The sequence below is a fragment of the Pseudomonas imrae genome, from assembly GCF_046352735.2.
GTDB lineage: Bacteria > Pseudomonadota > Gammaproteobacteria > Pseudomonadales > Pseudomonadaceae > Aquipseudomonas > Aquipseudomonas imrae.
Genome location: NZ_CP110853.2, coordinates 4,752,041 through 4,777,830, shown reverse-complemented (window position 1 = coordinate 4,777,830; position 25,790 = coordinate 4,752,041). Strand labels below are relative to the sequence as shown.

28 protein-coding genes and 1 pseudogene are annotated in these 25,790 nt (G+C 61.2%); 15 read left to right on the top strand and 14 right to left on the bottom strand.

Annotated elements, in window-relative coordinates; translation table 11 throughout:
- The first annotated feature begins 127 nt into the window (after window positions 1-127).
- Together OQ460_RS21745 and OQ460_RS21740 are read left to right on the top strand one after the other, a co-directional pair.
- On the top strand, window positions 128-1,237 hold the full coding sequence (locus OQ460_RS21745; protein WP_410019382.1) for a DUF3182 family protein: 1,110 nt from the start codon (window positions 128-130) through the stop codon (window positions 1,235-1,237).
- Complete coding sequence (locus tag OQ460_RS21740) at window positions 1,227-1,985, top strand: alpha/beta hydrolase family protein (protein WP_410019381.1); 759 nt, start codon at window positions 1,227-1,229, stop codon at window positions 1,983-1,985. Before OQ460_RS21745 ends, OQ460_RS21740 begins: the two co-directional genes overlap by 11 nt.
- On the opposite strand, the gene OQ460_RS21735 is transcribed toward OQ460_RS21740, so the two are convergent.
- From OQ460_RS21735 to OQ460_RS21720, 4 genes and pseudogenes are all read right to left on the bottom strand, one after another.
- Window positions 1,986-2,957, bottom strand: a complete 972-nt coding sequence (locus tag OQ460_RS21735; RefSeq protein WP_410019380.1) for a lysylphosphatidylglycerol synthase domain-containing protein — start codon at window positions 2,955-2,957, stop codon at window positions 1,986-1,988.
- Window positions 2,954-4,240, bottom strand: coding sequence for a cardiolipin synthase ClsB (clsB, locus tag OQ460_RS21730; protein ID WP_410019379.1), 1,287 nt, complete (start codon window positions 4,238-4,240; stop codon window positions 2,954-2,956). Before clsB ends, OQ460_RS21735 begins: the two co-directional genes overlap by 4 nt.
- Entirely contained in the window at window positions 4,237-5,001 is a 765-nt protein-coding gene (locus OQ460_RS21725; RefSeq protein ID WP_410019378.1) for an endonuclease/exonuclease/phosphatase family protein, read from the bottom strand. The genes clsB and OQ460_RS21725 overlap by 4 nt, the downstream gene beginning before the upstream one ends.
- A gap of 205 nt (window positions 5,002-5,206) precedes the next feature.
- Window positions 5,207-5,375, bottom strand: a pseudogene (locus tag OQ460_RS21720) (DUF72 domain-containing protein); the annotation flags it as partial.
- Between the two features lie 611 nt (window positions 5,376-5,986).
- On the opposite strand from OQ460_RS21720, the gene OQ460_RS21715 reads away from it, so the two are divergent.
- On the top strand, window positions 5,987-6,874 hold the full coding sequence (locus OQ460_RS21715; protein WP_410019377.1) for a sugar nucleotide-binding protein: 888 nt from the start codon (window positions 5,987-5,989) through the stop codon (window positions 6,872-6,874).
- A gap of 98 nt (window positions 6,875-6,972) precedes the next feature.
- On the opposite strand, the gene OQ460_RS21710 is transcribed toward OQ460_RS21715, so the two are convergent.
- The 5 genes from OQ460_RS21710 to OQ460_RS21690 all read right to left on the bottom strand — a co-directional run bounded on the left by OQ460_RS21710 (window position 6,973) and on the right by OQ460_RS21690 (window position 10,913).
- The gene (locus OQ460_RS21710) at window positions 6,973-7,671 is read right to left on the bottom strand and encodes an OmpW/AlkL family protein (protein ID WP_410019376.1); all 699 of its coding nucleotides are present in this window, start codon (window positions 7,669-7,671) and stop codon (window positions 6,973-6,975) included.
- A gap of 116 nt (window positions 7,672-7,787) precedes the next feature.
- Window positions 7,788-8,306, bottom strand: coding sequence for a DUF3299 domain-containing protein (locus tag OQ460_RS21705; RefSeq protein WP_410019375.1), 519 nt, complete (start codon window positions 8,304-8,306; stop codon window positions 7,788-7,790).
- An 11-nt stretch (window positions 8,307-8,317) separates the two neighbouring features.
- Window positions 8,318-9,583: an ABC transporter permease gene (locus OQ460_RS21700; protein WP_410019374.1), complete on the bottom strand. Its 1,266-nt coding sequence runs from the start codon at window positions 9,581-9,583 to the stop codon at window positions 8,318-8,320.
- Window position 9,584: 1 nt separating this feature from the next.
- Entirely contained in the window at window positions 9,585-10,295 is a 711-nt protein-coding gene (locus OQ460_RS21695; RefSeq protein ID WP_410019373.1) for an ABC transporter ATP-binding protein, read from the bottom strand.
- A 6-nt stretch (window positions 10,296-10,301) separates the two neighbouring features.
- Window positions 10,302-10,913, bottom strand: a complete 612-nt coding sequence (locus OQ460_RS21690) for a DUF2796 domain-containing protein (protein ID WP_410019372.1) — start codon at window positions 10,911-10,913, stop codon at window positions 10,302-10,304.
- Between the two features lie 137 nt (window positions 10,914-11,050).
- On the opposite strand from OQ460_RS21690, the gene OQ460_RS21685 reads away from it, so the two are divergent.
- Window positions 11,051-11,398 carry a hypothetical protein gene (locus OQ460_RS21685; protein ID WP_410019371.1) on the top strand — a complete coding sequence of 116 codons (348 nt, stop codon included), beginning with the start codon at window positions 11,051-11,053 and terminating at the stop codon, window positions 11,396-11,398.
- A gap of 3 nt (window positions 11,399-11,401) precedes the next feature.
- Here OQ460_RS21685 and trxA read toward each other — a convergent pair whose 3' ends face one another.
- From trxA to OQ460_RS21670, 3 genes are read right to left on the bottom strand one after another with little or no spacing between them, the layout of a single operon-like run.
- Window positions 11,402-12,274, bottom strand: a complete 873-nt coding sequence (trxA, locus tag OQ460_RS21680; RefSeq protein ID WP_410019370.1) for a thioredoxin — start codon at window positions 12,272-12,274, stop codon at window positions 11,402-11,404.
- Window positions 12,275-12,305: 31 nt separating this feature from the next.
- Window positions 12,306-12,986 carry a class I SAM-dependent methyltransferase gene (locus OQ460_RS21675; protein WP_410019369.1) on the bottom strand — a complete coding sequence of 227 codons (681 nt, stop codon included), beginning with the start codon at window positions 12,984-12,986 and terminating at the stop codon, window positions 12,306-12,308.
- On the bottom strand, window positions 12,983-13,438 hold the full coding sequence (locus tag OQ460_RS21670) for a YbaY family lipoprotein (protein ID WP_410019368.1): 456 nt from the start codon (window positions 13,436-13,438) through the stop codon (window positions 12,983-12,985). The genes OQ460_RS21675 and OQ460_RS21670 overlap by 4 nt, the downstream gene beginning before the upstream one ends.
- A gap of 140 nt (window positions 13,439-13,578) precedes the next feature.
- Here OQ460_RS21670 and nrdR point away from each other — a divergent pair, with 140 nt between their 5' ends.
- The 11 genes from nrdR (at window position 13,579) to OQ460_RS21615 (ending at window position 21,755) form a co-directional block, all read left to right on the top strand.
- Window positions 13,579-14,043 (top strand): transcriptional regulator NrdR, encoded by a 465-nt coding sequence (gene nrdR / locus OQ460_RS21665; protein WP_410019367.1) that lies wholly within the window; start codon window positions 13,579-13,581, stop codon window positions 14,041-14,043.
- Window positions 14,040-15,176, top strand: a complete 1,137-nt coding sequence (gene ribD / locus OQ460_RS21660) for a bifunctional diaminohydroxyphosphoribosylaminopyrimidine deaminase/5-amino-6-(5-phosphoribosylamino)uracil reductase RibD (RefSeq protein WP_410019366.1) — start codon at window positions 14,040-14,042, stop codon at window positions 15,174-15,176. Before nrdR ends, ribD begins: the two co-directional genes overlap by 4 nt.
- A gap of 34 nt (window positions 15,177-15,210) precedes the next feature.
- Window positions 15,211-15,873: a riboflavin synthase gene (locus OQ460_RS21655; RefSeq protein WP_120734218.1), complete on the top strand. Its 663-nt coding sequence runs from the start codon at window positions 15,211-15,213 to the stop codon at window positions 15,871-15,873.
- Window positions 15,874-15,888: 15 nt separating this feature from the next.
- A complete protein-coding gene (ribBA, locus tag OQ460_RS21650) occupies window positions 15,889-16,980 on the top strand; it encodes a bifunctional 3,4-dihydroxy-2-butanone-4-phosphate synthase/GTP cyclohydrolase II (RefSeq protein ID WP_410019365.1) in 1,092 nt (363 codons plus the stop codon).
- 90 nt (window positions 16,981-17,070) lie between these two features.
- A complete protein-coding gene (gene ribE / locus OQ460_RS21645; protein ID WP_048724761.1) occupies window positions 17,071-17,547 on the top strand; it encodes a 6,7-dimethyl-8-ribityllumazine synthase in 477 nt (158 codons plus the stop codon).
- Window positions 17,544-18,044 (top strand): transcription antitermination factor NusB, encoded by a 501-nt coding sequence (nusB, locus tag OQ460_RS21640; RefSeq protein WP_410019364.1) that lies wholly within the window; start codon window positions 17,544-17,546, stop codon window positions 18,042-18,044. Before ribE ends, nusB begins: the two co-directional genes overlap by 4 nt.
- Window positions 18,045-18,062: 18 nt before the next feature.
- On the top strand, window positions 18,063-19,028 hold the full coding sequence (gene thiL, locus OQ460_RS21635) for a thiamine-phosphate kinase (RefSeq protein WP_410019363.1): 966 nt from the start codon (window positions 18,063-18,065) through the stop codon (window positions 19,026-19,028).
- A 38-nt stretch (window positions 19,029-19,066) separates the two neighbouring features.
- Window positions 19,067-19,795, top strand: coding sequence for a substrate-binding periplasmic protein (locus OQ460_RS21630; protein ID WP_410019362.1), 729 nt, complete (start codon window positions 19,067-19,069; stop codon window positions 19,793-19,795).
- A gap of 129 nt (window positions 19,796-19,924) precedes the next feature.
- On the top strand, window positions 19,925-20,542 hold the full coding sequence (gene ribA / locus OQ460_RS21625; protein WP_410019361.1) for a GTP cyclohydrolase II: 618 nt from the start codon (window positions 19,925-19,927) through the stop codon (window positions 20,540-20,542).
- Window positions 20,539-20,958 carry an MFS transporter gene (locus OQ460_RS21620; protein ID WP_410019360.1) on the top strand — a complete coding sequence of 140 codons (420 nt, stop codon included), beginning with the start codon at window positions 20,539-20,541 and terminating at the stop codon, window positions 20,956-20,958. Before ribA ends, OQ460_RS21620 begins: the two co-directional genes overlap by 4 nt.
- Window positions 20,958-21,755, top strand: coding sequence for a cobalamin-binding protein (locus OQ460_RS21615; RefSeq protein ID WP_410019359.1), 798 nt, complete (start codon window positions 20,958-20,960; stop codon window positions 21,753-21,755). The genes OQ460_RS21620 and OQ460_RS21615 overlap by 1 nt, the downstream gene beginning before the upstream one ends.
- Window positions 21,756-21,758: 3 nt before the next feature.
- On the opposite strand, the gene OQ460_RS21610 is transcribed toward OQ460_RS21615, so the two are convergent.
- Both OQ460_RS21610 and dxs read right to left on the bottom strand, forming a co-directional pair.
- Entirely contained in the window at window positions 21,759-23,645 is a 1,887-nt protein-coding gene (locus OQ460_RS21610; RefSeq protein ID WP_410019358.1) for a TonB-dependent receptor domain-containing protein, read from the bottom strand.
- A 146-nt stretch (window positions 23,646-23,791) separates the two neighbouring features.
- Window positions 23,792-25,690: a 1-deoxy-D-xylulose-5-phosphate synthase gene (gene dxs / locus OQ460_RS21605; RefSeq protein ID WP_410019357.1), complete on the bottom strand. Its 1,899-nt coding sequence runs from the start codon at window positions 25,688-25,690 to the stop codon at window positions 23,792-23,794.
- Window positions 25,691-25,790 lie beyond the last annotated feature (100 nt).

Genomic DNA, 25,790 nt, shown 5'->3' with positions numbered 1-25,790 from the left:
CAGGCCAGAGGCCATTACCAGGTACTTATCTAGCTGATTTACAAAAACTTCATCTTTCTTCATCCAGCTTGGCCTGATCCCTGCACCTTCATCCCCTACACACTGGCTGGATCGCCAAGGGGGCCGCATGAACTCCAATCACCCCAAAAAAGTCGTCGTCGCCTATTCGGTTTGCCCGACTGCGCCTCTCCATGACGTGAACACCAATATCAAACTCGCCCGCTGGCTGGCGCAAATCCTCGGGCTTGAGTACAGCGGCAGCTACAACCCGCAATTGCATGCCAATCCAGACGTGTACCTGGTGCCGACCCAGACCCTTGTGGGTCCGGCCCAGGCGCTGTCCCTGGGCGTCAAGGGGCCGGAGGACCTGTGGGGTGGGTATGTCGATCATGATTTCATTTGCACCAAGGCTATCAGCCATGGCCTGGGCAGCCTCGATGCGATTGCTCCCGAGGGGTGGTCGTCGGAGTTTTCCGAGAAAGTGCGCGCGGTGGTGCTGGATGGGGTCAGCGTATTTGCATGGGAAGACGCGCGTGATGCAGCCGAACAGATGCTGTATGGCGGGCCGATTCGCCTGAAGCCGGTGCATGCCTGCGCCGGGCGGGGTCAGGAGGTGATCCGCAGCCTTGACGAATTCGATGGGGTACTTGCCCGACCCGATGCCGCACGGCTGTTCGGCGCAGGCGTCGTGCTGGAGCAGGATCTGCGAGAAGTGGTGACCCACAGCGTCGGGCAGAGCTTCATTGGCGGTCATGTCCTCAGTTATTGCGGTAAACAATTCCTCACCGAGGACGGGCAGGGTGAAACCGTCTATGGCGGTTCCGAACTGCTGGTGGTCCAGGGCTACTACGAAAATTTGCTGGCCCTTGAGTTGCCGGATGACGTGCGTTTGGCCATCACCCAGGCGCAGGTGTTCGATAACGCGGCAGATGAGGCCTATCCTGGCTTCTACGCTTCGCGGCGCAACTACGACATCGCCCAAGGCCTGGACAATAAGGGGCATCCGCGCAGCGGTGTGCTGGAGCAATCCTGGCGCATTGGCGGGGCCAGCAGTGCCGAAATCGCGGCGCTGCAGAGCTTCATCGACAGCCCTGGGCAAACGGCGGTTTATGCGTCATCTGTAGAAACCTATATCGAAAAGCCTTTGCCCGTCGATGCGATTGAGGTTTATCGAGGGCCGGCACACAACAGCGACTTTCTTCTCAAGTATGTAACGGTCAAATCCTATGACGGCTAGAAGTGAAACCATCACTATCGAAATCGACGATGAGCAGATGAACGGGACGTTCCTCAGTCCCAAATCGAAAGTCCCGGGCGTACTGTTTGTACACGGCTGGGGCGGCAGCCAGGAGCGAGACCTGGAGCGGGCCAAGGGCATTGCCGGGCTGGGCTGCGTGTGCCTGACTTTCGATCTGCGTGGGCATGCCGACAATGGCATCGCATTGTCGCGGGTCACCCGTGAGGACAATCTACGCGACCTGCTGGCGGCCTACGATCGATTGCTGGCGCACCCTGCCATCGATACGTCGGCGGTAGCGGTGGTGGGCACCAGCTATGGCGGTTATCTGGCCGCGATCCTCACCTCCCTGCGCCCGGTGCGCTGGCTGGCGTTGCGGGTACCGGCCCTGTACCGCGACGAGAAATGGCACACGCCCAAGCGCGACCTGGATAAGGCCGATCTGCTCGATTACCGCGGCACGCTGGTAAACGCCCAGACCAACCGCGCGCTCCACGCGTGTGCAGCATTTACCGGTGATGTGCTGATTGTCGAGTCGGAAACCGATGACCATGTACCCCACGCCACCATCATGAGTTATCGAGCCGCCTGCCAGCAGACCCATTCCCTGACGCACCGGATCATCGACGGCGCCGACCATTCGCTGAGCGACCCGGTGTCACAGCAGGCCTACACCTCGATCCTCGTGAGCTGGGTGACCGAAATGGTGGTGGGCGAGCGGTTAAGCATTATCCAGTCCCAGGATTGATCAAGAGGATGTTTTCTTCACCCGCAATGCCTTGGCCTTGGCTTCCACGCCCAGATACATCACCAGCGCTACCAGCAGCGGCAAGATAAAGTAGATCGCCCGATAGGCAATCAAGCCCGCCAGCAAGCTGCCCCGCGACGCTTCATGTTGCAGCAAGGCAATAAACACCGCTTCCAGCACACCGAGCCCGGCGGGAATATGCGTGACCACCCCGGCAATGCTGCTGATCAACAACACGCCCAATACCACCGGATACTCCAGGTTCCTGGGCAGCAAGGTAAAGATCACTGCCGCCATCAGCGACCAGTTCAACGCGCCGAGGGCCAATTGCAACAGGGCCATGCGCAAGGATGGCAAGCTGATTTCGATGCCGCGTACCGACCATGCCCGGCGCCGGGAAAAGCGGCAGGCTGCCAGGTAAGCCAGGCTGACCAGCACCAACAAGGCGCCCACCCCTTGCAATGCACCGCTGCTGAGCTTCCATCCAGGCGGCAGTGTGACCATACCGCTGCTGAACACTGCGCCGGCTAGGGCCATGTAGCCAAACCAATTGGTGGCCAGGCTCAAGCCAAGGATTTTCGCGATATTGCTGTTGCTCACGCCCAGTCGCGAATACAGCCGATAGCGCATGGCAATCCCGCCAACCCAGGCACTGAGGTTGAGGTTGAACGCGTAGCTGATGATCCCCACCGGCAAAATCTGCTTCCAGCGCAATGGCTGGCGAATATAGGTGCGACTGATTAGGTCGAAGCACGCATACACCAGGAAACTGCACAATGTCAGCCCGGCCGCGATCAACAAGGTGCGCAACTTGAAGTCGGCAAGGGTGGCAAACACTTCGCTCCAGTCGATACGCCGGGCAAGCAGGGTGAACAGCACGATCAGCAGCAGGAAGAACGCAATGGTCAGGGGTTTCTTCCAGCGCTTAAGGAAACCGGATGTGCTGTTGTCGGTTATTTGGACTTGGCTCATGGTTCCTCGCTCTTGGCCGGTTGGACAAAGGGTTTCAAGCGTGGTTTATGCGCCGGCAGCCCACCTATCCATGCCGGAAAGTGCCGCAGTACGTGGAACACCAGAAAGCCCACGGTGACCCGCCATAACCAGCCGCGCGGGGTTCGGTTTTCCGGCATGGTCTTGCAATGGTTCCGGCTCAGCGTTTCAAGGCGTTGGAACAACTGTTGATTGAACTTGCGGTCGCGAATCAGCACGTTGGCTTCCAGGTTCAACGCCAGGCTCAGCGGGTCAAGATTGCTCGAACCCACGGTGCTCCACTCGTCATCTACCAGCGCTACCTTGCCGTGCAGCGGCCGCTGGCAATATTCGTGGATGACTACGCCATCCTTGAGCAGATAGTCGTAGAGCATGCGCGCGGCCAACTTGGCCATCATTACGTCAGGTTGACCTTGCAGGATCAGCTGTACGTGAACACCGCGCCGAGCGGCATTGCGGATCTCGCGCAGCAAGCGATAGCCGGGGAAGAAGTAGGCGTTGGCGATCACTATCCGCTGCTGCGCTTTGCTTAGCGCCTGCAGATAAGCGTCTTCAATATCGGAACGGTGCTGCAGGTTGTCGCGGTAGATCAGCCGCACCAGGCCGTCACCTTCCGCGGTTGCCCATAGCCCCAGCCGGTGCCCGCGACGGCGCCAGCCGCGTCGCGTGCGGGCCTGACGGCCGCTTTGTGCCAGGGCAAAGTGGTGCAGGTCGGCCACCGCCGGACCGATGATCTGCACCGCATAGTCCTGCTTGGCCTCGGGGCCGAAGTCTTCCAGGTGATCGGCGGAAAAGTTGATTCCGCCGATAAACGCCACAGTGGCATCCACCACCACGATCTTGCGGTGCAGGCGACGGAACCAGTTGGTGCGAATGCCCAGGGTCTTGGAGGCGGGATCGAACATCTGCACCGTTACCCCAGCTGCCGCCAGTTGCCCGAGAAAACCAGGACTCAGTTCGCCGCAACCGAAGCCGTCGAGGCTGACCAGCACTTTTACTCCGCGTTGCGCCGCTTCTATCAAAATGTCTTGCAGCTCAACACCGACCTTGTCCTCAAACAGAATAAAGGTCTCCAGCAGGATTTCCTGACGCGCCTGGCGCAGTGCTTCGAATACCTTGGGAAAGTACTCCTCGCCGTTTTCCAGCAGCTCAATCCGGTTGCCCGGCTGCCAGCCATAGTCCAGCTCGCGGGCCTGGGCGGCGTCCGGCGGCAGATCGGTGGCGATGTGTTCCACGCTGACTTTTCCCAGGGGCGCACCGTTCATAGTTCGATCTCCACCGACAAGGGCGCGTGGTCCGACAGATGAGACCAGGGATGGACGCTCAGAACCTGCGGCTGATGAGCCTTGACGTTGCGCACATAGATGCGGTCCAGCCTGAGCAGTGGCAGACGTGCGGGGAAGGTTCGCGCATGTTTACCGTGGGCCTGTACAAACACCTCGTGCAGGCCTGCGTGGCTGAGGTCGGCCTGCTGGCGCCAGTCATTGAAGTCACCGGCGACGATCAATGGCGCGTCCTCGGGAATTTCGCGGATGCGCTCGGTCAGCAGCTTCAATTGCTTGCGGCGATGAACCTCGCGCAATCCCAGGTGTACGCAAATAACATGCAGATCCTTCGTGTGGCCGGGCAACCGCAGCACACAATGCAGCAAGCCACGGCTTTCATGGCCGCTTTGTGACACGTCGAGGTTGTCATGCTGGATGATCTGGAACTTCGACAGCAGCGCATTGCCATGATCACCATGGGGGTACACCGCATTCCGGCCGTAGGCGAATTGTGGCCAGATGCTGTCGGCGAGGAATTCATACTGGGGCATGCTCGGCCAGTTGCTGTAGCGCTTTGGATGATGCTCATGCGTGCCGTGGATTTCCTGCAGGAACACCACGTCGGCCGCCACGCTGCGCACCGCTTCGCGCAACTCCGGCAGGATGAAGCGCCGATTGAGGGCGGTGAACCCCTTGTGGGTGTTCACCGTCAGCACTCTGAAACGGGTGATGGTATCGGGTACCTGTTCAGGCACTGTCATGGCAAGACCCCCGGCCCTGGCAAAATTCCGGGCTGTGTGGCCAGGCCCTTGTCCAGGCCAAAGCGTTGCAGGCGCTGGCGTGCATCAAAAGGTGCACGAACCTTGATCTCGTTATCGAAATAGCAAAATACCTCCCGATTTTTACGCTCCCGGGGCATGTGCTGCGCGAGAAGGGCGGCCTGATGGGTGTCGGCGTACCACTGGGCATAGCGCTGCGGCGTTTGCAGTGCATAGAACGAACCGTTGATCTCAATGCTGTTGACCGCCCCTGAGGCAAATTGCAACTCGTGCCTTTGAGTCAGCCCCTCGGGATAGAAATCCCCCCGCCAGGGCTTGTAGCGCCAGCCGCAAATGCCGATGTGAATCGCGGTCATGGTTGCTCCTGTGAGTGCTGAGGGACATGACGAGTGTTTTAGGGGGACTGTGATTTTTTAAAGAAAGTTTCGACGGCCCTACGGACGGTATCTCTCCAAAGAGCAGCTCCGGCGACCAGGCGCACGTGGGGAACGATCACGGCCCAACCCCGTCAGTTCCTTACAGACCCTTTGCAAAGGACCACGCAGTGTTGCTGAACTTAAAGACTGCTTTGCATGCTCGGCATGCTGCTGTTCTGCGGAAATGGCGCCCTGCAAGCCGCCGAGCTCGCATCAGAGCCCGGGGCCCCGGCCAAGCCGGAATTATTAGTAGAGGGGCCTGCTCGGGGCCATCAGCTCCAGCATCGACGACGTGCAGCGGCTCTAGGCGCTGCTCGGGTACCTGATTCCCTACACCCTACCGGCGTTGATATGCGTGATCGTCATGTTCAATGTCGGCCACAGGCGCGCGGCACCAGTGGCCGAGAAGGGTGGCGCGCCACAAGGCACTTTATGAGTGACGGTTGCGCTACAAACCCGCAAAATGCAACGATCTGGAAAATACCCACGGCACGGCTCATCAGCCTGTCGATAACAGCCATCGTTCCAAACAGACCGGGCCTGCTCAATCTATGCGAATGCGCCTTATGTTACTGGGTGGCGGGAATGCCCTTGGGCAGGCGCTGATTCGCCTCGGTGCAGAGGAAGACATCGGCTTCCTCGCCCCGCGCCCACCCCAGGACGGCTGGGATGCCGCCAGCCTTACCCAGTTGCTCGACGACACCCGTCCTGACGCCTTGATCAACCTCGCCTATTATTTCGACTGGTTCCAGGCGGAAGCGGTCAACGAGACCCGCTTGGCCGGGCAGGAGATGGCCGTCGAACGGCTGGCCGAACTGTGTCAGCACCACAACATCACCTTGTTGCAGCCCTCCAGCTATCGGGTGTTCGACGGCTCGCGCGCCACGGCCTATAGCGAAAAGGACGAACCTGTGCCGTTGGGCCTGCGTGGGCAGGCGTTATGGCGGATCGAGCAGAGCGTGCGCGCCACCTGCCCGCAGCACGTACTGTTGCGTTTTGGCTGGTTGCTCGATGACAGCGTCGACGGCAAGCTGGGACGTTTCCTGGCGCGTGCCGAAAAACTTGAGCAGTTGCTGCTGGCCGATGATCGACGGGGCAATCCAACGCCAGTGGACGATGCGGCACGGGTGATTATTTCGGTACTCAAACAGCTCGATTGCGCCGCGCCCTTGTGGGGTACTTACCACTACGCCGGCCAGGAGGCCACGACGCCGGTGGCCCTCGGCCAGGCGATCCTCACCGAAGCACGCAATTTTCATGCGCTGGCGGTCGAGTCCCCAACGCCTCAGGCGCACGCCGCGCGGCCAGACGCCGCGGATGAACCGCAACATGCGGTGTTGGCCTGCAAGAAGATCCTGCACACCTTTGGCATCAAGCCGCGGGCGTGGCGCGCAGGTTTACCGGCGTTGCTTGACCGCTTCTACCGCCACGGCCAATAAAAAAGGCGGCTGGTTCAGGTAATGCCAGCCCGCTCCCACAGGCGTTTGCCTAAATGGCTGGCATTACCTGAACCAGGCGCCTTTTTAAGGGACTGGCTTTAGAACTTGTAGCCAATACCCACCATGTAAACCATCGGATCAACATCCACATTGACCTTGGCACGAGTGCCTGCGGCCAGGGCATTGTTGTCGACGGTGGCTTTGGTGCTGATATCGATATAGCGCGCCTGGGCGTTGATCAGCCACTTGTCGTTGATCATGTAGTCCATACCGATCTGCGCGGCCCAGCCCCAAGAGTTTTCTGCCTTGAAATTGCTGAAACCGGCTTGCTCGGCGCGGCTGCCGACGTGTTCGTCGTAGATCCAGGTGTAGTTGATACCAGCACCGACATACGGCTGGAACGCTGACTTGCTGTCCAGCGGGTAGTACACGACGCTCAAGGTTGGCGGCAGGTGCTTGAGGGAGCCGAGCTTGCCGTTGGCGGCGCCCAGGGCGGTGTTCTTGAGCTTCACGTCATGCTCGAACGGCGTGGCCGCCAGCAGTTCGATACCAATGTGGTTGGTGAGCATGTACGCAAAGTTCAGGCCCAGTTGGGTGTCGCTGCTCATGGTCGCCTTGCCGCCCAGGTTGGCACCGGCCAGCGGGCCCTGGTCAACCTTGACGCTGCCGCTGTCGGCTTTCGGGTTGACGGTGATTGCGCCAGCGCGAACCAGAATGTCGCCCGCTTCGAAGGCATGGGCGAGTGGGGCGCTGAGTGCAAGCGCGAAGAGGGAGGCGCTGAGCAGTGACTTGTGCATGGGGGACTCCAAAGGACGTTTTTAGTTGGCTGTGTCCAATGGTAAAGATCGCCGGGCTTGAGCTTTTGACTCAGCTCAATGAAATAGCAGGCTAATGAAAATTGGCGATTGCCGGCTTACTCCGGCAATTCGTAGACATAGATTTTCTCGGCGTCCATCTGATAACCGGCGTCCGCCAGTTCGCTGGTGGACGGCTTGACCAGCATCTTGCCTTCGATCCAGTACGGCTGGTACAGCTCTTCAAGTTTCACGCCGATTTCGCTTTTGACATGCACGATCTGGTTCGACGGCGGCGGCGGTACGTGGATACAGGCGCCGAAATACGGCACCAGCAGAAACTCCGTGGTGCGGCCTTCTTCGCTGACTTCCAGCGGCACGATGTAGCCCGGCAAGCGAATATGCTGGCCGTCGAGCTTCTGCACCACCGGCGCGTTGGGCATATCCTGCTTGGCCGCGGGGGCGGCTTCGGCGGCCAGCGCATCAGCCAAGTTCGACAGGTCATGCAGAGGTTTCATGTTGGGGATTTCGGGTACGGCGTCCGGCGGGATCATTTCCTGCCACGACAGGTCCCTCGGCTCTGCGGCCCAAGTAGGCAGGGCCACCAGCATTAACAGGGCGAACAGCAAGCGGCGCATCGAAAACGTCCTCATAAACGCACGGACAGGCCATCGGCCAGGGATTGTCGGTAGGCGCGCCATGCCGGCACGCTGCCCATCAGCAGGGCGGCGATGAGAATAGCGCCCAACAGCGTCCATTCATATTGGCTTGGCAGCGCAAGCGGCAAGTCCAGGCCATAGTTGGCCTGCAGGTACCCACGGGATGCGGCGATGCACACATACAACAGCGCGACGCCAGCCACCACGCCGGACAGTGCCAGGGCGAAGGCTTCGAAAACCAGCAGGGTCGCGATATGCCAGGGCCGTGCGCCGACCGAGCGCAGGATCGCCATCTCCCTGCGGCGCTCGTTGAGGCTGGTGAGGATTGCCGTGAGCATGCCGATCAAACCGGTCAGTACGACAAACAACGAAATCACGAACAGCGCTTTTTCGGCGGTGCCCATCATGCTCCACAGCTCTTGCAAGGCCACGCCCGGCAGGATCGCCAGCATGGGTTCGCCGCGAAACTCGTTGATCTCGCGCTGCAGGGCAAAGGTCGAAATCTTGTTGTTCAAGCCCAGCATGAACGCGGTAATCGCCTGGGGCGCGAGGTCCATATTGCGCGCCTGATCGGCACTGATGCGGCCTTTGCCCTGGGCCGGGACGCCGTTATGCCAATCGACATGAATCGCTTCCATGCCGCCCAGGCTGATATGCAGCGTGCGATCCACCGGAGTGCCGGTGCGCTGGAGAATGCCGACGACAGTGAAGGGCTTGTCGTCGTGCTTGACCAGGCTCACCACCGCAACGCCGTGGGCCAGCACCAGTTTGTCGCCGAGTTTGTAATGCAACGCATCGGCCACTTCGGCGCCGAGCACCACTTCGAAAGGATCGGTGGCAAAGGCGCGGCCACTGGCCAGTTGCAGGTTCTGCTTGCGCCCGTATTGGTAGTGTTCGAAGTAGGATTGGTTGGTGCCCATTACCCGATAACCGCGATGGGAGTCACCGAGGGAAATCGGAATCGCCCATTTCACCCGAGGGTTGGCGGCGAAGTGCTCGAAGCTGTCCCAGCGAATATTGTTGGTGGCATTGCCGATGCGAAACACCGAATACAACAGCAGATTGACCGAGCCTGAGCGGGCGCCGACGATCAGGTCGGTACCGCTGATGGTGCTGGAGAAGCTGGCACGGGCTTCGGTACGCACACGCTCTACTGCCAGCAGCAGGCAGACCGAGAGGGCGATGGCGAACGCGGTGAGGATCGCGGTAAAACGACGGTTAGCCAGGCTGGCCATGGCTAGACGAAACAAATACATCTCAGACCTCGAGCGGTGTGGCGGCGCGATTGAGTTCGGCCAGCGACAAGTTGCGGTCGAACAGTGGCGCCAGGCTCTGGTCATGGCTGACGAACAACAGGCTGGCTCCGGCTTCGCGGCACTCGGCGAACAGTAGCTTAATGAAAGCTTCCCGCGCGTCGTAGTCCAGGGCCGAGGTGGGCTCGTCGGCAATCACCAGCTCCGGCTGGCCGATCAGCGCGCGGGCGGCGGCGACACGTTGTTGCTGGCCGATGGACAGCGAGTCGGCGCGGCGCTCCAGCAAGTCCGGATTTTTCAGACCCAGGTGCGCCAGCAGGGTCGCGGCGGCCTGATCGACGCTGCCGTGCCGCTGGATCGCCCGTTGCGCACGCAACTTGGAGAAATGACACGGTAGTTCGACGTTCTCGCGTACCGAGAGAAACGGCAGCAGGTTGAACTGCTGGAAAATGTAGCCGGTGTGGTCCACGCGAAAACGATCCCGTGCACCGGCCGACAGCTCGCTCAGCTCTTGGCCCAGCAGGCGGATACTGCCGGCGGTGGGCTTCTGCACACCGCCCAGGAGCCCCAGCAAGGTGGTTTTGCCACTGCCGCTGGGGCCCTTGAGGAACAGGGTTTCTCCCGGTTCCAGGCGAAATGCCGGAATATCCAGCAACTGTGGGTGACCGGGCCAGTTGAAAGCCAGGTCGGACAGTTCGATCAGTGCTTGGGTCATGTGAACTCAGAACTTGAGGGTGGCAGCGGCGCCCGTTGCTTCAACACCCTGCTGGCCGTTCGGGCTGATCAGTTGTACCTGAATTTTCTGGGTGGCGGGGAAGGTCTTGAAGATGTTCGCCAGATCCAGGTTTTTCAATGCGCCTGGTGTTGCGCAGGTGAACTGGTAATGGGCGTGGATTTCACTGTGGTCGTGATCATGATCGTGGGCGGCAACGCCTTTGCCATCGGTGGCATGGTCGTGATCGTCATGATCCGCAGCGGGTTTGTCGCCAAACAACGGGCTGTTGAGCTTCTGGGCGTTGATCACACAGCCGGCGGCCTGGGGCAGGCTGAACAACGCCAGCGGTTGTTCCAGTTGTTTACGGGCGGCGGCGACCTTGGCTTTGTCGGCATCGGTGCTGGCCTGGTGCTCAAACCCCACAAGGTTCATGGCCGGGCTTTCCAGTTCCAGCTCCAGGGTCTGGCCATCGAGCACCGCATTAAGACGGCCGACGCCGTGCTCGTGGGCACCGAGGCTGCCGTGCTCATGGTCGTGATCATGGTCATGTTCGTCAGCGGCCTGGGCGATGGCCAATGGCAACAGGGCAAACGGCAAGGCGAGCAACAGGCGGCGCATAGCGAAACTCCAATGATAGAAATGAAGGTTATGTTATGTGATCTTATAACAAAAGTATCGAGAGTTTGACCGGCTGCTTGGCGTTGCGCAAGGCGCGTGGGAGCATGTTCGTCAGAAAAAAACCTGGAGGACGAGCAATGTTGCGAATTCGTGGAACCATCGGCGAGCTGCCCGTGGACTTGACCCTGGAGCTCGACGACGCAGATTGGGCACGCCTGGGGACGCAATTACAAACGGCCGCGCCGGCCAGCGTTGAGCCTGTAGCCGCGCCGTCGCCGGTCAGCCAGGACAACCACCAGTGGCAGGCCGCCCAGGACTTGCTGTGCAAGGCGGGACAGCTCACGGGGCTGCAATTGTCCGATCAGCTGGAGCAGTTGACGGGCAGCGCTGCGGCGGGCAAGCGCTTGTTGGTGCGCCTGCGCCATAGCGTGAAGGTCAAAGTGACCAGCGGCGGTGATACGCCGCTTTATCAGTGGGTCGGATAGCGCTTAGTACAGCGCGGCAAACAACTTGCGGCGATATATCGTGACCAGCGGGTGATCATTGCCGAGCAATTCGAAGACTTGCAGCAAGGTCTTGTGGGGCAGGCCTTCGCTGTAGCTGCGGTTGCGGATGAACAGCTTGAGCAAGCCTTCCAGCGCGGCCTCGTACTGCTGGCGCGCCAGTTGCTGAATGGTCAATTGATAAGCGGCTTCGTCGTCCTGCGGGTCTTGCGCCAGGCGGCTTTTCAAGTCGGCGGCGTCCGGCAAGTCGGCAGCCTGGCGCAGGAAAGTGATCTGCGCCTTGGCGCCGGCCAGGGCGGCCTTGTGATCGTCGCTTTTGACGGCATCGAGTACGGCTTGCGCTTCACTCAGCTCACCGCGCTCGGCCAGGCAACGTGCATAGAGAATCAGCGCGGCGGCGTTGGTATTGTCTTCCCCGAGCAAGGTCACGAGTACAGCCTCGGCATCGCTGATGCGGCCTTCGGTAAACAGCGCCTGGGCCTGTTCCAGCGGGTCGGCTGCTGCAGGTGGTGGCATTTGCACATGAGGTTCCAGCATCGCCCGTACCGCCGACTCCGGTTGCGCACCGGCAAAGCCGTCCACCGGCTGGCCATCCTTGAACAGCACTACCGTCGGCAGGCTGCGAATGCCAAAGCGCGCGACAATGTCCTGCTCGGCTTCGCAATCGACCTTGGCCAGCAACAGTTCGCCCTGATAACTCTCGGCAATCTGTGCCAGCAACGGCATCAGCGCCTTGCACGGCGCGCACCATTCGGCCCAGAAATCCACCAGGACCGGCTTGTGGAAGGAGTTTTCGATGACCGCCTGGTCGAAGGTGGCAGTCGTGGCGTCAAAGATGTACGGCGTGGACTCACTCATGGGGCATCTCGAAGAAAGCGGAATGGGGCAACTATAAGGGCTGGCGGAGCTGGCTGAAAGCGCGTCGCGAATGATACAGACTCACCTTGCGAAACTCCCAGGGCTCGGCCAGGTCCGGCAAGGTCAAGGCGTCAAGAATGCCCAGGCGCCGATAGTCCGGGTGCTGGAAATCCCGCACCCGCGAATCGGCGACCAACGCTTGTTGCCCGCGCGTGAGGAAGTGATCCAGCAGCGGCAGGTTTGCCCGGTCATACAGCACATCGGCGACCAGGATCAGATCAAAGCGATCCGCTTCGGCAAAAAAGTCGGCGGAGTAACCCAGCGTCACGTCGTTGAGCTGCGCGTTCGCCCGGCAGGCGGCCAGCGCCAGGGGATCAAGGTCACAGGCCACCACTTCCAGAGCGCCGGCTTTAGCCGCGGCTATGGCGGCAACCCCGGAGCCCGCACCGAAATCCAGCACCCGCTTGCCCGCTACCCACTCCGGATGGGCCGCCAGGTACCGCGCCAGCGCCAGGCCGCTGGCCCAGCAGAAGCTCCAGTAGGGCGGCTCATGCAAAATTCGCCGGGTTTCCTCGGGGCTGAAGGCGCGGTCCATGTTATCGGCGTCCAGCAGCCATAATGACAGTTCGGTATCAGGCAACGGGCAGGCCACCAGTTGCGCGTCGCCGATCAACTCACTCAAGGCACGTTGCAGGTCCAGCGGTGGCGTCATGGCGCACGGACGAGTTGCAATGGCCCGGTGGTCTGGGTGATTGCCTGCTGGATACGCACGGCCGGCAAGTGCAGGATCAACTGCCCGGACTGGCTGGCGCGACCGCGCAGTTCAACGCGCCCGCCGGTTGGAAAGGCCTGGGGGTTGAAGCGCAGGCGGAAGGCCAACGGCTTGTTATTGCCGATCAACACGCTACTGGCCAGCAGTTGTTGCGGTCGGTCGCGTTCGTCGATCACCAGCAACGCCAGCTCGACTTCGGCGCCCGCCGGCACGCCATTGAGTGTGCCACTGACTTCGCGCTGATGCGCCGGCAGCGGCCCGAGTTCTTCCTGCCCGGGAATTTTTTTCTGTTGTTGGGGCGTCGGTTGAGGGGCGGCGGGTTTTGGCGCTTCGCTGCTGCAGGCGACCAGAAGGCTGAGAACAGTCAGTAAAACGAGCGGTCGTAGCGGCATGTACGGCTCCAAAAGCGGGAAAGATCCATGATCAAAAGATAAACAAACATAATGATCAGCCTATATACCGTAAAGGCTATGGCTTGTCTTGCCACGGGGATGCGCTACCATGGCCCTCCCATTTTTTGTTGCCTGCCACCATGCACTGTCCCTTCTGCGGTGCCAACGACACCAAGGTCATTGACTCGCGTCTGGTCGCCGAGGGCGATCAGGTACGTCGCCGGCGCGAATGCCTGGCCTGCGGTGAACGTTTCACCACCTTCGAAACCGCCGAACTGGTGTTGCCGCGCCTGATTAAATCCGACGGCAGCCGCCAGCCTTTCGACGAAGACAAACTGCGCGCCGGTATGCAGCGCGCCCTGGAAAAACGCCCGGTGAGTGTCGAGCGGCTGGAGGCAGCGCTGGTGCATATCAAGCACAAGCTGCGTGCGACCGGCGAGCGCGAGGTCAAGTCCCTGGTGGTTGGAGAACTGGTGATGAGCGAGCTGCAAAAGCTCGATGAAGTCGCCTATATCCGTTTTGCCTCGGTGTATCGACGCTTCCAGGACCTCAACGAGTTCCGCGAAGAGATCGACCGCCTGGCCCGTGAGCCGGTCAAAGAATGAATTCACTGTCTGCTGAGCAAGCGACCCTCGACGCGCACTACATGGCGCGAGCCCTGGAACTGGCGCGCAAGGGCCTGTACACCACTCATCCTAACCCTCGGGTAGGTTGCGTGATCGTGCGTGACGGGCAGGTAATCGGTGAAGGCTGGCACGTTCGCACCGGCGAACCACATGCCGAAGTCCATGCCCTGCGCGCAGCCGGCAATCTTGCCCGTGGCGCGACCGCCTATGTGACGCTGGAGCCGTGCAGTCATCATGGCCACACACCGCCGTGTGCCGATGCCTTGATCAACGCCGGTGTTGGCCGCGTGGTGGCGGCGATGCAGGACCCCAATCCGGAAGTCGCCGGGCGTGGTCTGCAGCGCCTGGCCCAGGCCGGGATCGTGGTTCGCAGTGGCGTGCTCGAAAGCGATGCGCGCGCGCTCAACCAGGGGTTTATCAAACGTATGGAGCACGGTCTGCCGTTTGTGCGCGTCAAGCTGGCGATGAGCCTGGACGGTCGCACGGCCATGGCCAGCGGTGAGAGCCAGTGGATCACCGGCCCGGCGGCACGCGCCAACGTGCAACGTCTGCGCGCCCAGGCCAGCGTGGTGCTGACCGGTGCCGACACGGTATTGGCCGATGGCGCGCGCTTGACCGTGCGCGCGGCCGAGTTGGGATTGGATGAAGAGACCACCGCGCTGGCCATGTCCCGGTCACCGCTGCGCGTGTTGATCGACGGCCGCCTGCGGGTACCGCTCAACGCGCCGTTCTTCAAGGCCGGCCCGGCGTTGGTGATCACCTGCGTGACGCCCGACAATCAATACCCCACGGGCCCCGAATGCCTGGTGGTGCCGGGCATTGAAGGCCAAGTGGATCTGCGTTCGGCATTGGTCGCCCTGGCGGGCCGTGGCGTCAACGAAGTGCTGGTGGAAGCCGGCCCGAGCCTGGCGGGTGCGCTGGCCCAGCAGGGCCTGGTGGACGAATACGTGATATTCGTCGCGGGCAAGTTCCTCGGCTCTGCTGCCCGGCCTTTGCTGGACTGGCCGCTTGAGAAGCTCGCGGACGGGCCCCAACTCAAGATCACTGAAATGCGCGCTGTAGGCGACGACTGGCGAGTCACTGCCATTCCTATGCCATCAGCGGGCGTATAATTCCCGGCCTGCGCCGAGCCCCCAGGAGGACTGCATGTTCACCGGCATTATCGAATCCATCGGCAGCATCCGCGCCATGACCCCCAAAGGCGGCGATGTACGCCTGCTGGTTGAAACCGGCAAGCTCGACCTCGGCGACGTCAAGCTGGGCGACAGTATCGCCGTCAGCGGCGTGTGCCTGACCGTCGTCGAGTTGCCGGGCAACGGCTTCGCCGCCGATGTCAGCCGCGAAACCCTGGACTGCACGGCGATGAATGACCTCAAGGCCGGCAGCCCGGTCAACCTGGAAAAAGCCCTGACGCCGACCACCCGCCTGGGCGGGCACCTGGTCAGTGGTCACGTCGACGGGGTTGGCGAAGTGGTGGCGCGCAGCGAGAACGCGCGCGCCGTGGAATTCCGCATCCGTGCGCCGAAAGAACTGGCCAAGTACATCGCCCACAAAGGCTCGATCACCGTCGACGGCACCAGCCTGACCGTGAACGCCGTCAATGGCGCCGAATTCGAACTGACCATCATTCCCCACACCCTGAGCGAAACCATCATGGCGTCTTATCAGCCAGGTCGCCGGGTGAACCTGGAAGTGGACTTGCTTGCCCGTTACCTGGAGCGCCTTCTGCTGGGCGAAAAGGCCGCAGAGCCTGCAGCCGGTAACATTACCGAAAGTTTTCTGGCCGCTAACGGCTACCTGAAATCCTGACCAAGGGGGTGCCGCGTGGCGCTCAATAGCATCGAAGAACTGGTTGAAGACATCCGCCAAGGCAAGATGGTCATCCTCATGGATGACGAAGACCGCGAAAACGAGGGCGACCTGATCATGGCCGCCGAGCTGTGCCAGCCTGAACACATCAACTTCATGGCCAAGCACGCCCGTGGCCTGATCTGCATGCCCATGAGCCGCGAGCGCTGCGAACTGCTCAAGCTGCCGTTGATGGCGCCACGCAATGGTTCGGGGTTTGGCACCAAGTTCACCGTATCGATCGAAGCCACCACCGGCGTAACCACCGGTATCTCTGCCGCCGACCGCGCCCGCACCGTGCAGGCAGCTGCCGCCAAGGACGCCAAGGCCGAAGATATCGTCAGCCCTGGCCATATCTTCCCGCTGATGGCCCAGCCGGGCGGCACCCTGGCCCGCGCCGGTCACACTGAAGCCGCGTGCGACCTGGCGCGCATGGCCGGGTTCGAGCCGAGCGGGGTGATCTGCGAAGTGATGAACGACGACGGCACCATGGCCCGTCGCACCGAGCTTGAAGCGTTTGCCGCTGAGCATGGCATCAAGATCGGCACCATCGCCGACCTGATTCACTATCGGATGATCCACGAACGTACCGTTCAGCGGATTGCCGAGCAGCCGCTGGACAGCGAACTGGGGCAGTTCAACCTGGTGACCTACCGTGACTCGGTGGAAGGCGACGTGCATATGGCCCTGACCCTGGGCAATATCTGCGCCGAAGAACCGACCCTGGTTCGCGTGCACAACATGGACCCGCTGCGTGACCTGCTGATGGTCAAGCAGCCTGGGCGTTGGAGCCTGCGCGCCGCGATGGCTGCGGTTTCCGCGGCGGGAAGTGGTGTGGTGCTGCTGCTGGGCAACCCGGTCGATGGTGACGTGTTGCTGGCCCATATCCGCGAAACCGCTGACCAGGTGCCGGTGAAAAAACCGACCACCTACAGCATCGTCGGTGCCGGTTCGCAGATCCTGCGGGACCTGGGCGTGCGCAAAATGCGCCTGATGAGCGCACCGATGAAATTTAATGCGATATCCGGTTTCGATCTGGAAGTAGTAGAATACGTGCCCTCCGAATAAAACCCGGCGTTTTTCGCCCCTTGTTCGCGGTTCAAATATCACTAAGGGGCGCGTCATACACGCGTCCCGGCTCTTTAAGAGATTTGTCGAATGACCCTGAAGACCATCGAAGGTACCTTCATCGCCCCCAAAGGCCGCTACGCCCTGGTGGTTGGCCGCTTCAACAGCTTCGTGGTTGAAAGCCTGGTAAGCGGTGCCGTGGACGCCCTGGTTCGCCACGGTGTGAGCGAAAGCGATATCACGATTATCCGTGCCCCTGGCGCCTTCGAAATTCCACTGGTTGCGCAGAAAGTTGCCCAACAAGGCGAATACGCGGCGATCATCGCCCTGGGCGCGGTCATTCGTGGCGGTACCCCGCACTTTGAATACGTGGCTGGCGAATGCACCAAGGGCCTGTCCCAGGTTTCCATGGAGTTCGGCGTGCCCGTGGCCTTTGGCGTGCTGACCGTAGACTCCATCGAACAAGCGATCGAGCGCTCCGGCACCAAGGCCGGTAACAAAGGCGCTGAAGCTGCCTTGTCCGCCCTGGAAATGGTCAGCCTGCTGTCGCAGTTGGAGGCCAAGTGATTAGCGACGAGAGCGATCGTTTCAACCCACGCGAGCCACGTCCTGCAGACGCCGGCAAACCTTCCAAGCAGGAAAAGCGTCGCGCTGCACGTCAGTTGGCGACCCAGGCCCTGTACCAGCGCCACCTGGCGGGTACCTCGCTGAATGAAATCGAAGCGCAGTTTCGCGTCGATAATGACTTCACCTTCGCTGACCTGCCGTACTTCCATGACATCCTGCACGGTGTGCATGCCCATCTGACCGAGATCGACACGGCCCTGGCGCCATGCCTGGACTTGACCATCGACGAGCTGGACCCGGTTGAACTGTGCGTGATGCGCCTGTCTACCTGGGAACTGCTCAAGCGCGTTGACGTGCCGTACCGCGTGGTGATCAACGAAGGCATCGAACTGGCGAAAGTCTATGGTTCGACCGACGGTCACAAGTTCGTCAACGGCGTGCTCGACAAGCTGGCCCCGCGCCTGCGTGAAGCCGAAGTGAAGGCGTACAAGCGCTGATTCGCGCTTGAGTCCCCGATGGGCGAGTTCGAGCTGATCCGTAAGTACTTCGCCGCCGCGCCCTGTGCGCAGGGCGGCGAAGGCATTGCGCTGGGGATTGGCGACGACTGCGCCTTGCTGGCGCTCCCGGTTGGGGAGCAACTGGCAGTTTCCACCGATACCCTGGTGGCCGGCGTGCATTTTGCCGACCCCTGCGATCCTTTCCTGCTTGGCCAGCGCTCGCTGGCTGTGGCGGTCAGCGATTTGGCGGCCATGGGCGCCAACCCGCTTGCCTTTACCCTTGCACTCACCACGCCCACGGTCTCGGCCGATTGGCTGCAACGCTATGCCCAGGGTTTGAACGCCATGGCCCAGCGCTGTGGCATTGGCCTGGTGGGCGGTGACACCACGCGGGGCCCGCTGAGCCTGACTCTCACGGTGTTCGGTCGGGTGCCGAGTGGCCAGGCCTTGACCCGCGGCGGCGCACAACCGGGTGATGTGCTGTGTGTCGGCGGTGATCTGGGCAACGCTGCCGGCGCCTTGCCCCTGGTACTGAGCCAGCGCACCGCGCCGTCTGCCATTGCCGAGCTGCTGCTGGCCCATTACTGGTCGCCGCAACCGCAATTGGCTTTGGGGCTGGCCTTGCGGGGCAAGGCCACTTCAGCCATGGATATTTCCGATGGCCTGCTGGCCGACAGCGGGCATATTGCCAAGGCTTCAGTGGTTCGCCTGGTGATCGAGCAACAACGACTACCCTTGTCTGCACAGTTGCTGGCGTTTCTCGGCGAACAGGAGGCACAGTCTGCGGCGTTGAGCGGTGGTGACGACTATGTACTGTTGTTCACGCTGCCCCCAGTCGAGTTGGCACCGTTGCTGGCCAGCGGCTGGCCGGTAAAGGTGATCGGGCGCGTAGAGCAAGGTCAGGGGGTCGTTCTGGTAGACCACGCCGGGCAGGACATCACTCCGACAAATCGGGGCTACCAACATTTTCACGAGGCACCTTGATACATCCACCCAGCCGTGTTTTACCTGAGGTCGTGGTTATGGTTGTTCGTCACTGGTTGTTGATCCTGCTATGTGGATTGACCGCTTCGGTCCGGGCCGACGACGCCCCCGTGGCGCCCGGCGAGATTCAACTGGCCAGCGAAACATGGAATGACTACACCAATGCCGATGGCAGCGGACTGGCCTGGGATGTGTTGCGCGAAGTGTTTGAGCCCGTCGGGATCAAGATCGTTATTCGCACCATGACCTACACCCGATCAGTCGGCCTGGCCCGGCGTGGCGAAGTCGACGCCTGGGTCGGTGCCTACCGTGATGAGGCCGAAGGTGTGCTTTACCCGCGCTGGCATTATGATTCCGACCACATCTACGCCCTGGGGCTGGCGAGCAACCCGGCGCCGACCCTGGCGACACTGGGCAGTTATCGTCTGGCCTGGGTGCGCGGTTACAAGTACGAGAAATACCTGCCCAATATTCACCGTTTCAATCAGATCGAGCGTCGTACCGGGATTTTGCCGATGCTGCGGCACGGCAGGGCGGATTTCTACATCGATGCCTTGACCGAAGCGCAATACGTCCTTGGCCAGGCTGCGGACAGATCGACATTCGCGCTCACTCATGTCGCTGAGTTGCGGTTGTTCCTGGGGTTTACCGACAATGCTCGGGGGCGGGCGTTGATGGCCCTGTATGACGAGCGCATGGAGGCACTGGTCGACAGCGGGAAGCTGAAGCCGATCTTCGAGCGCTGGCAGCAGCCGTATCCATTCTGACGCCCATAGATCCAAGACAAAGGCCAATCGAACCGATTGATCTTTATCAGCGATAATTCAGCTTAAGCGTCTGTAGGAACGTGCTGTTACAATGCCCGCCTCTGTGAAATCTGAAATCAGGAGCACACGGTGCCCGTCGCTTTCGTCGCCGCTTCCAAGCTGCCTACCCCTTTTGCCACGTTCACCATGCATGGCTTTCTTGAAGAGGCCACCGGCCGCGAACATGTCGTCCTCAGCCTGGGCGATATCGCTGACGGCGCTCCGGTCCTGGGACGTTTGCACTCCGAGTGCCTGACCGGTGACGCCTTGTTCAGCCAGCGCTGCGACTGTGGCTCGCAACTGGAAGCCGCCTTGCAGGCCATCGCCCGTGAAGGCCGTGGCGTATTGCTGTATTTGCGACAGGAAGGCCGTGGCATTGGTTTGCTGAACAAGATTCGTGCCTACGAGCTGCAAGACGGTGGCGCCGATACCGTGGAAGCCAATGAGCGTCTGGGCTTTGCCGCTGATCAGCGTGACTACGCCATCTGCCTGCCCATGCTTGAACACCTGGGCGTGCAGTCCCTGCGCTTGATGACCAACAACCCGCGCAAGGTCAAGGCCCTGACCGATATGGGCATCACCGTTGCCGAACGTGTGCCGCTGCACACCGGCCACAACCCCCATAACAAGCTCTATCTGGCGACCAAGGCCAGCAAGCTCGACCACATGATGGGTAACGAGCACCAGGGCGAGGCTGATCGGGCGTGACGCGCGGCCAGGTCAAGCGGCGCTTGTCGGTCAACTGGTGGCAATATCTGGCGTTGGCCCTGCTGCCGCTGTTCGTGATCAATCTGGTGTTTGGCAAGGCCGAACCCTTGCTGCCGGTGTTGGCAATGCCGTTTTTCATTGCGGGCACCGCCTCGATGTTTGCCAGCCTGCGTTATTTTCACCCCTATAAACACGCGTTGATCGCCACCGCAAAAGCCCTCGACACCGCCGAAGAGTCCGCGGCCTGGATCACTCTGGCCGCCCGTCGCCGCGCGGCTTTGCTGGTGGCGGCGCTTCCTGCCTGGATCGGTGCGCTGGCAGTGTTTGTCGGCCTGGAAGCGGTGCCGCTGTGCTTGCTGGCGTTGTCGACCCTGGTGTTGTTCTACCTGTACCGCATTCCGCGTCAGTTGGGTTGATGCGCACCTGGCTGGCGGTTCTGTTGCTGGCCGCGAGCGCGTCGGCGATGGCGGTTGAGCGGGTTGTCAGCCTCGCTCCTTCATTATCTGAGATTGTTGTCGAACTGGGCGCTGCCGATCTGCTGGTGGGCGTACTCGACGGAGGCGAACGGCCGGCGGTACTGGCGGGCGTGCAATCGGTCGGGCGTTACGGGCAGTTGGACATGGAGCAACTGCTCAGCCTCAAGCCCGACCTGATACTGCTGTGGCCCGGCAGCGTCGGGCCTGCGCAGCGCGAGCAACTGCAGCGCCTGAACATTCCGGTCTACGTGGCCGAACCCCATAACCTGGAACAACTCGCCAGCCAGATCGAAGCCATCGCCCGGCAGTTGGGGCGCGCCGAGACTGGCCGACAATTGGCCGCGCAGTTGCGCCAGCGCCTCGCCGGGCTGCGTCAGCAGTATCAGCGCGCCGAGCCATTGCGTGTGTTCTACCAAGTGTGGAATCAGCCACTGTATACCGTGGGTGGCGGACAGGTGATCAGTGATGCGCTGAGTGTGTGCGGGGCGCGCAATGTATTCGATGACCTCAAGCTGCCAGCGCCGCAGGTCAGTGTCGAGTCGGTATTGCAGCGCAATCCCGAAGTGATCCTGGCGGCTGACCACCACCAGTTGGCTGCCTGGAGCGCCTGGCCCCAGGTCGCAGCGGTGGCACAAGGGCGCTTGTTGATCATTCCGGATAAGGGGCTGGAACGGCCCAGCGCGCAGATGGTGGAAGCGGTGGCCAGGTTGTGCCGGGTGATTGCCCTGGGTCGTTGAGGCTTAGAGTCGCGGCGTCCAGGTTACCCCGAACATCAGCGCACGACCCTCTTCCCGGTAAGCATATTGTTTGCCTTGGTGCTGATACAGTGCCCGGCTGTAGTTCTTGTCCAGCAAGTTATCGAGCTTGATGTCCAGCTTGATCTCGGGATTGACTGCCCAACTGCCGCGCAGCCCCAATAGCCCGTAACCACCCAGTCGCTGCTGGTTCTTCGGGTCGTCGTAGCTGCTGCTGACCGCTTGCCAACTGGCGCCGACGCCGAATTGGTCGAACTGACGATCCAGGTCCAGGCTCAGGGTGCGTCTGGCGCGACGGGTCAGGGTGTAGCCGTTGTCGCGGTCCCGAGGGTCGATGAGCGCCAGTCCAAGGCTGCTCTGCCAGCCCAGCAGCTCTTGCTTGAGCGCCGCCTCGAAACCATTGATGCGCGCCGACGCTACGTTTTGCGGGCCGTCGCTACCGAACACAATCGCATCCTTGATATCGGTCCGATACAGCGAGGCTTCCAGTCGAGTGGTATCGCTGAGTTGGCTGCGCCACTGCACTTCGTAACTTTTGGAGGTTTCGGGCTTCAGATCCGGGTTGCTGTTTTTAAAGCCATTGTCGTTTGGGTAGTAGAGGTCGTTGAACGTCGGTGCGCGAAAGCCTTCGCTGTAACTCAAGAGCAGATCATTGTCCGGGTTCAGAGGCACAGTGAGCGTGCCGCTCCAACTGTTCTGGCCGCCGAACTGCTGGTTCTGGTCGCGGCGCAGCCCCAGCTCGGTGGAAAATAACTGCCCTTCAAAGCGGTGCTGGATAAACGCTGCACGGTTCCAGCGACTGTCTTCGGCGAATGCTGTGCTGCCGTTGATCTGATCCTCGTACCAGTCGCCGCCCAGAATCAGGCTGTTCTGTGGGTTGAGCACCAGGTCGTTCTGCCAGCTCAGCGAGTTGCGATAGGTGTTGAATACGCTACGGTCGTCACTGAGTTTGTCGAGGGTTTCTTCACGATTTTCGCTGTGGCCCAGCTCTATCCGGGACGTCCATGCCTCGTTCATGCGCGCATCGACATAGCTGCTGACGCCGCTTACGGTGAACTTGCTGTAGGGCTTTTGCTGGAACACCTGATAGTTGGCGTCGTAGCGCCCGAATGGATTGTCGAACTCGCTTTTGCCTCGGTTATCGAGCACATTCAGCCCCGCCTCGATGTCGTCATTGAAGGCATGGCTCAGGCTGAAACTCACCGACTGATTGCGATAGGTATCCCGGTCGCCATCGCTGGGATAGGACGTATGGGTGCGATCGATCCCGTTGCTGTCATCCAGGCTGGCGCCGAGGTTGAAGCGGGTTTGCTCGTTGCCACCGGACAAACCCAGGCTGCGCTCCCAGCTCTGATTGCTGCCAAACCCCATGTGTAAACGCGGTTGCAGGCCGGATTCGCTGCTGCGACGGGTGAAAATCTGGATTACCCCACCTATTGCGTCGCTGCCGTAGATCACCGAGCGCGAACCGCGCAGTACTTCCACGCGCTCGATCTGCTGGATGTTCAGGTGCTGCAGGTTGCTGTCGCCGGAGGTCGAGTTGCCGATGCGTTGCCCGTCCACCAGCACCAGGCTCTGTGCCGACTTGGTGCCGCGAATGTAGATACTGGCGAGGCTGCCGCGCCCGCCAGCCTGTGAGACTTGTACACCGGGCACCCGGTTGAGCAACTCGCTCACGCTGCCTGGTTGCAGGCGATCGATGTCATCGCGGGTGAACACCGTATTGGCTGCGCTGCTGTCATTGCGTGCCTGGACTTGACGGTTGGCGCTGATCACTACATCGGAAAGCTTCAGGGCAGCATCGCGGGTGTCGGCAAGCAAGAGCGGGGCGGGCAACAACAGCAGTGGAAGGGCAACGCGAAGATATTTCATGGGCTGTCCCTGGCTTTCAAGGCAATACAAAACAAAGGTGGGAGCTGGCTGGCCTGCGATTGCGGTGGCACATCCAGCACCGATGTGGACCGCTATCGCGAGCAAGCTCGCTCCCACCATTTGATCCGGGTTCTACCGGGGGCTGGTTACACGCCGAGCAAGGTCATACGCTCGCGCACTGCTGCCTCGATACCGGCTTCGTCCAGCCCGCATTCCGCGAGCATTTGCGCGGGCTTGGCGTGTTCGACATAAGCGTCTGGCAAGCCCAGGTGCAGCACCGACTTGAGAATGTTCTCGCGTGCCAGGAACTCGCTGACGGCCGCGCCGGCACCGCCCATGATGGCGTTTTCTTCGACGGTCACCAGTAACTCATGGCTGCCGGCAATCTCGCGCACCATGGCTTCATCCAGCGGTTTGACGAAACGCATGTCCACCACGGTCGCGTCGATCTTCTCGGCGACTTTCAAGGCTTCGGCCAATTGCACGCCAAACACCAGCAGGGCGACACACTTGCCTTGGCGGCGCAGGATACCCTTGCCAATCTCGATCGGCTCCAGGTCTTTTTCAATCAGCGCATTCGGGCCATTGCCGCGCGGATAACGCACGGCGGCCGGGCCGTTGTACAGGTGGCCGGTGCTGAGCATCTTGCGCAGTTCGTTCTCGTCACTTGGGGTCATCACCAGCATGCCGGGGATGCAGCGCAAGTAGGACAAGTCAAAACTGCCAGCGTGGGTCGGGCCGTCTTCACCCACCAGGCCGGCACGGTCGATGGCGAACAGCACGTCTAGGTTCTGCACCGCCACGTCATGGACCAACTGGTCATAACCCCGCTGCAGGAAAGTGGAATAGATCGCCACCACCGGCTTGGCACCTTCGCAGGCCATGCCGGCCGCAAAGGTCACCGCGTGTTGTTCGGCAATCGCCACGTCGAAGTAGCGCAGCGGGAATTGCTCGCTGAACGCCACCAGGTCGGAGCCTTCCTTCATCGCCGGGGTTATTCCCACCAGGCGCGGATCGGCGGCGGCCATGTCGCACAACCATTCGCCAAACACACCGGAATACTTCGGTCCGCTGGCTTTCTTCGGCGCCGCTGCCGGAGCGTCCAGGGGATCGAGCTTGGTGATGGCGTGATAACCAATCGGGTCGACTTCCGCTGGGGCGAAGCCTTTGCCTTTTTTGGTGACGATATGCAGGAACTGCGGGCCCTTGAGGTCGCGCATGTTGCGCAAGGTAGCGATCAGCGTCGGCAGGTCATGGCCGTCGATAGGCCCGATATAGTTCCAGCCCAACTCCTCGAACAGCGTGCCGGGAACCAACATGCCCTTGGCATATTCTTCGGTACGGCGGGCGATTTCCCACGCGCCGGGCAGACGCGACAGTACTTTTTTGCTGCCTTCGCGCATGCTGGCGTAGGTGCGGCTGGACAGGATCTTGGCCAGGTAATTGGACAAGCCACCGACATTGCGTGAGATCGACATGTCGTTGTCGTTGAGGATCACCAGCATGTTGGCATCCACTTCCGGCGCATGGTTCAGCGCTTCGAATGCCATGCCGGCGGTCAGCGCGCCGTCACCAATCACCGCAATCGCCTTGCGCTCACTGCCTTGCAGGCGGGCGGCAATGGCCATGCCCAGCGCTGCACTGATCGAGGTGCTGGAGTGCCCGACGCCAAAGGTGTCGTACTCGCTCTCGGAGCGGCGCGGGAAGGCGGCAATGCCGTCCTTCTGGCGCAGGCTGGCCATGCGCTCGCGGCGTCCGGTGAGGATCTTGTGCGGATACGCCTGATGGCCTACGTCCCACACCAGCCGGTCGTCCGGGGTGTCGAAGACGTAATGCAGCGCGATGGTCAGCTCGATGACGCCCAGCCCGGCACCGAAATGCCCACCGGTCTGGCCGACCGTGTAGAGCAATTCCAGGCGCAACTCATCGGCCAGGGTTTCCAGCTCGGCTTCACCCAGACGACGCAGGCCGTCCGGCGTGGCAGCACGGTCGAGCAGGGGCGTGGACGGGCGTTTGCGGGGAATCTCTTGAAACGTCGTGGGCATCAGGCGAATCGTTATAGGTATAGAAGAGGCGGCAGTTTACCTCAAGCATCGTCAACTGCCCACGCAGAGCGCCGAACTTGGCTGATATGCGGTCGGGATC

Excerpts from the sequence above, each read along its gene's own strand:
- OQ460_RS21745 (WP_410019382.1), top strand. The coding sequence starts at position 128 with ATGAACTCCAATCACCCCAAAAAAGTCGTCGTCGCCTATTCGGTTTGC.
- OQ460_RS21740 (WP_410019381.1), top strand. The coding sequence starts at position 1,227 with ATGACGGCTAGAAGTGAAACCATCACTATCGAAATCGACGATGAGCAG.
- OQ460_RS21735 (WP_410019380.1), bottom strand. The coding sequence starts at position 2,957 with ATGAGCCAAGTCCAAATAACCGACAACAGCACATCCGGTTTCCTTAAG.
- clsB (WP_410019379.1), bottom strand. The coding sequence starts at position 4,240 with ATGAACGGTGCGCCCCTGGGAAAAGTCAGCGTGGAACACATCGCCACC.
- OQ460_RS21725 (WP_410019378.1), bottom strand. The coding sequence starts at position 5,001 with ATGACAGTGCCTGAACAGGTACCCGATACCATCACCCGTTTCAGAGTG.
- OQ460_RS21715 (WP_410019377.1), top strand. The coding sequence starts at position 5,987 with ATGCGAATGCGCCTTATGTTACTGGGTGGCGGGAATGCCCTTGGGCAG.
- OQ460_RS21710 (WP_410019376.1), bottom strand. The coding sequence starts at position 7,671 with ATGCACAAGTCACTGCTCAGCGCCTCCCTCTTCGCGCTTGCACTCAGC.
- OQ460_RS21705 (WP_410019375.1), bottom strand. The coding sequence starts at position 8,306 with ATGCGCCGCTTGCTGTTCGCCCTGTTAATGCTGGTGGCCCTGCCTACT.
- OQ460_RS21700 (WP_410019374.1), bottom strand. The coding sequence starts at position 9,583 with ATGTATTTGTTTCGTCTAGCCATGGCCAGCCTGGCTAACCGTCGTTTT.
- OQ460_RS21695 (WP_410019373.1), bottom strand. The coding sequence starts at position 10,295 with ATGACCCAAGCACTGATCGAACTGTCCGACCTGGCTTTCAACTGGCCC.
- OQ460_RS21690 (WP_410019372.1), bottom strand. The coding sequence starts at position 10,913 with ATGCGCCGCCTGTTGCTCGCCTTGCCGTTTGCCCTGTTGCCATTGGCC.
- OQ460_RS21685 (WP_410019371.1), top strand. The coding sequence starts at position 11,051 with ATGTTGCGAATTCGTGGAACCATCGGCGAGCTGCCCGTGGACTTGACC.
- trxA (WP_410019370.1), bottom strand. The coding sequence starts at position 12,274 with ATGAGTGAGTCCACGCCGTACATCTTTGACGCCACGACTGCCACCTTC.
- OQ460_RS21675 (WP_410019369.1), bottom strand. The coding sequence starts at position 12,986 with ATGACGCCACCGCTGGACCTGCAACGTGCCTTGAGTGAGTTGATCGGC.
- OQ460_RS21670 (WP_410019368.1), bottom strand. The coding sequence starts at position 13,438 with ATGCCGCTACGACCGCTCGTTTTACTGACTGTTCTCAGCCTTCTGGTC.
- nrdR (WP_410019367.1), top strand. The coding sequence starts at position 13,579 with ATGCACTGTCCCTTCTGCGGTGCCAACGACACCAAGGTCATTGACTCG.
- ribD (WP_410019366.1), top strand. The coding sequence starts at position 14,040 with ATGAATTCACTGTCTGCTGAGCAAGCGACCCTCGACGCGCACTACATG.
- OQ460_RS21655 (WP_120734218.1), top strand. The coding sequence starts at position 15,211 with ATGTTCACCGGCATTATCGAATCCATCGGCAGCATCCGCGCCATGACC.
- ribE (WP_048724761.1), top strand. The coding sequence starts at position 17,071 with ATGACCCTGAAGACCATCGAAGGTACCTTCATCGCCCCCAAAGGCCGC.
- thiL (WP_410019363.1), top strand. The coding sequence starts at position 18,063 with ATGGGCGAGTTCGAGCTGATCCGTAAGTACTTCGCCGCCGCGCCCTGT.
- OQ460_RS21630 (WP_410019362.1), top strand. The coding sequence starts at position 19,067 with ATGGTTGTTCGTCACTGGTTGTTGATCCTGCTATGTGGATTGACCGCT.
- OQ460_RS21615 (WP_410019359.1), top strand. The coding sequence starts at position 20,958 with ATGCGCACCTGGCTGGCGGTTCTGTTGCTGGCCGCGAGCGCGTCGGCG.
- OQ460_RS21610 (WP_410019358.1), bottom strand. The coding sequence starts at position 23,645 with ATGAAATATCTTCGCGTTGCCCTTCCACTGCTGTTGTTGCCCGCCCCG.
- dxs (WP_410019357.1), bottom strand. The coding sequence starts at position 25,690 with ATGCCCACGACGTTTCAAGAGATTCCCCGCAAACGCCCGTCCACGCCC.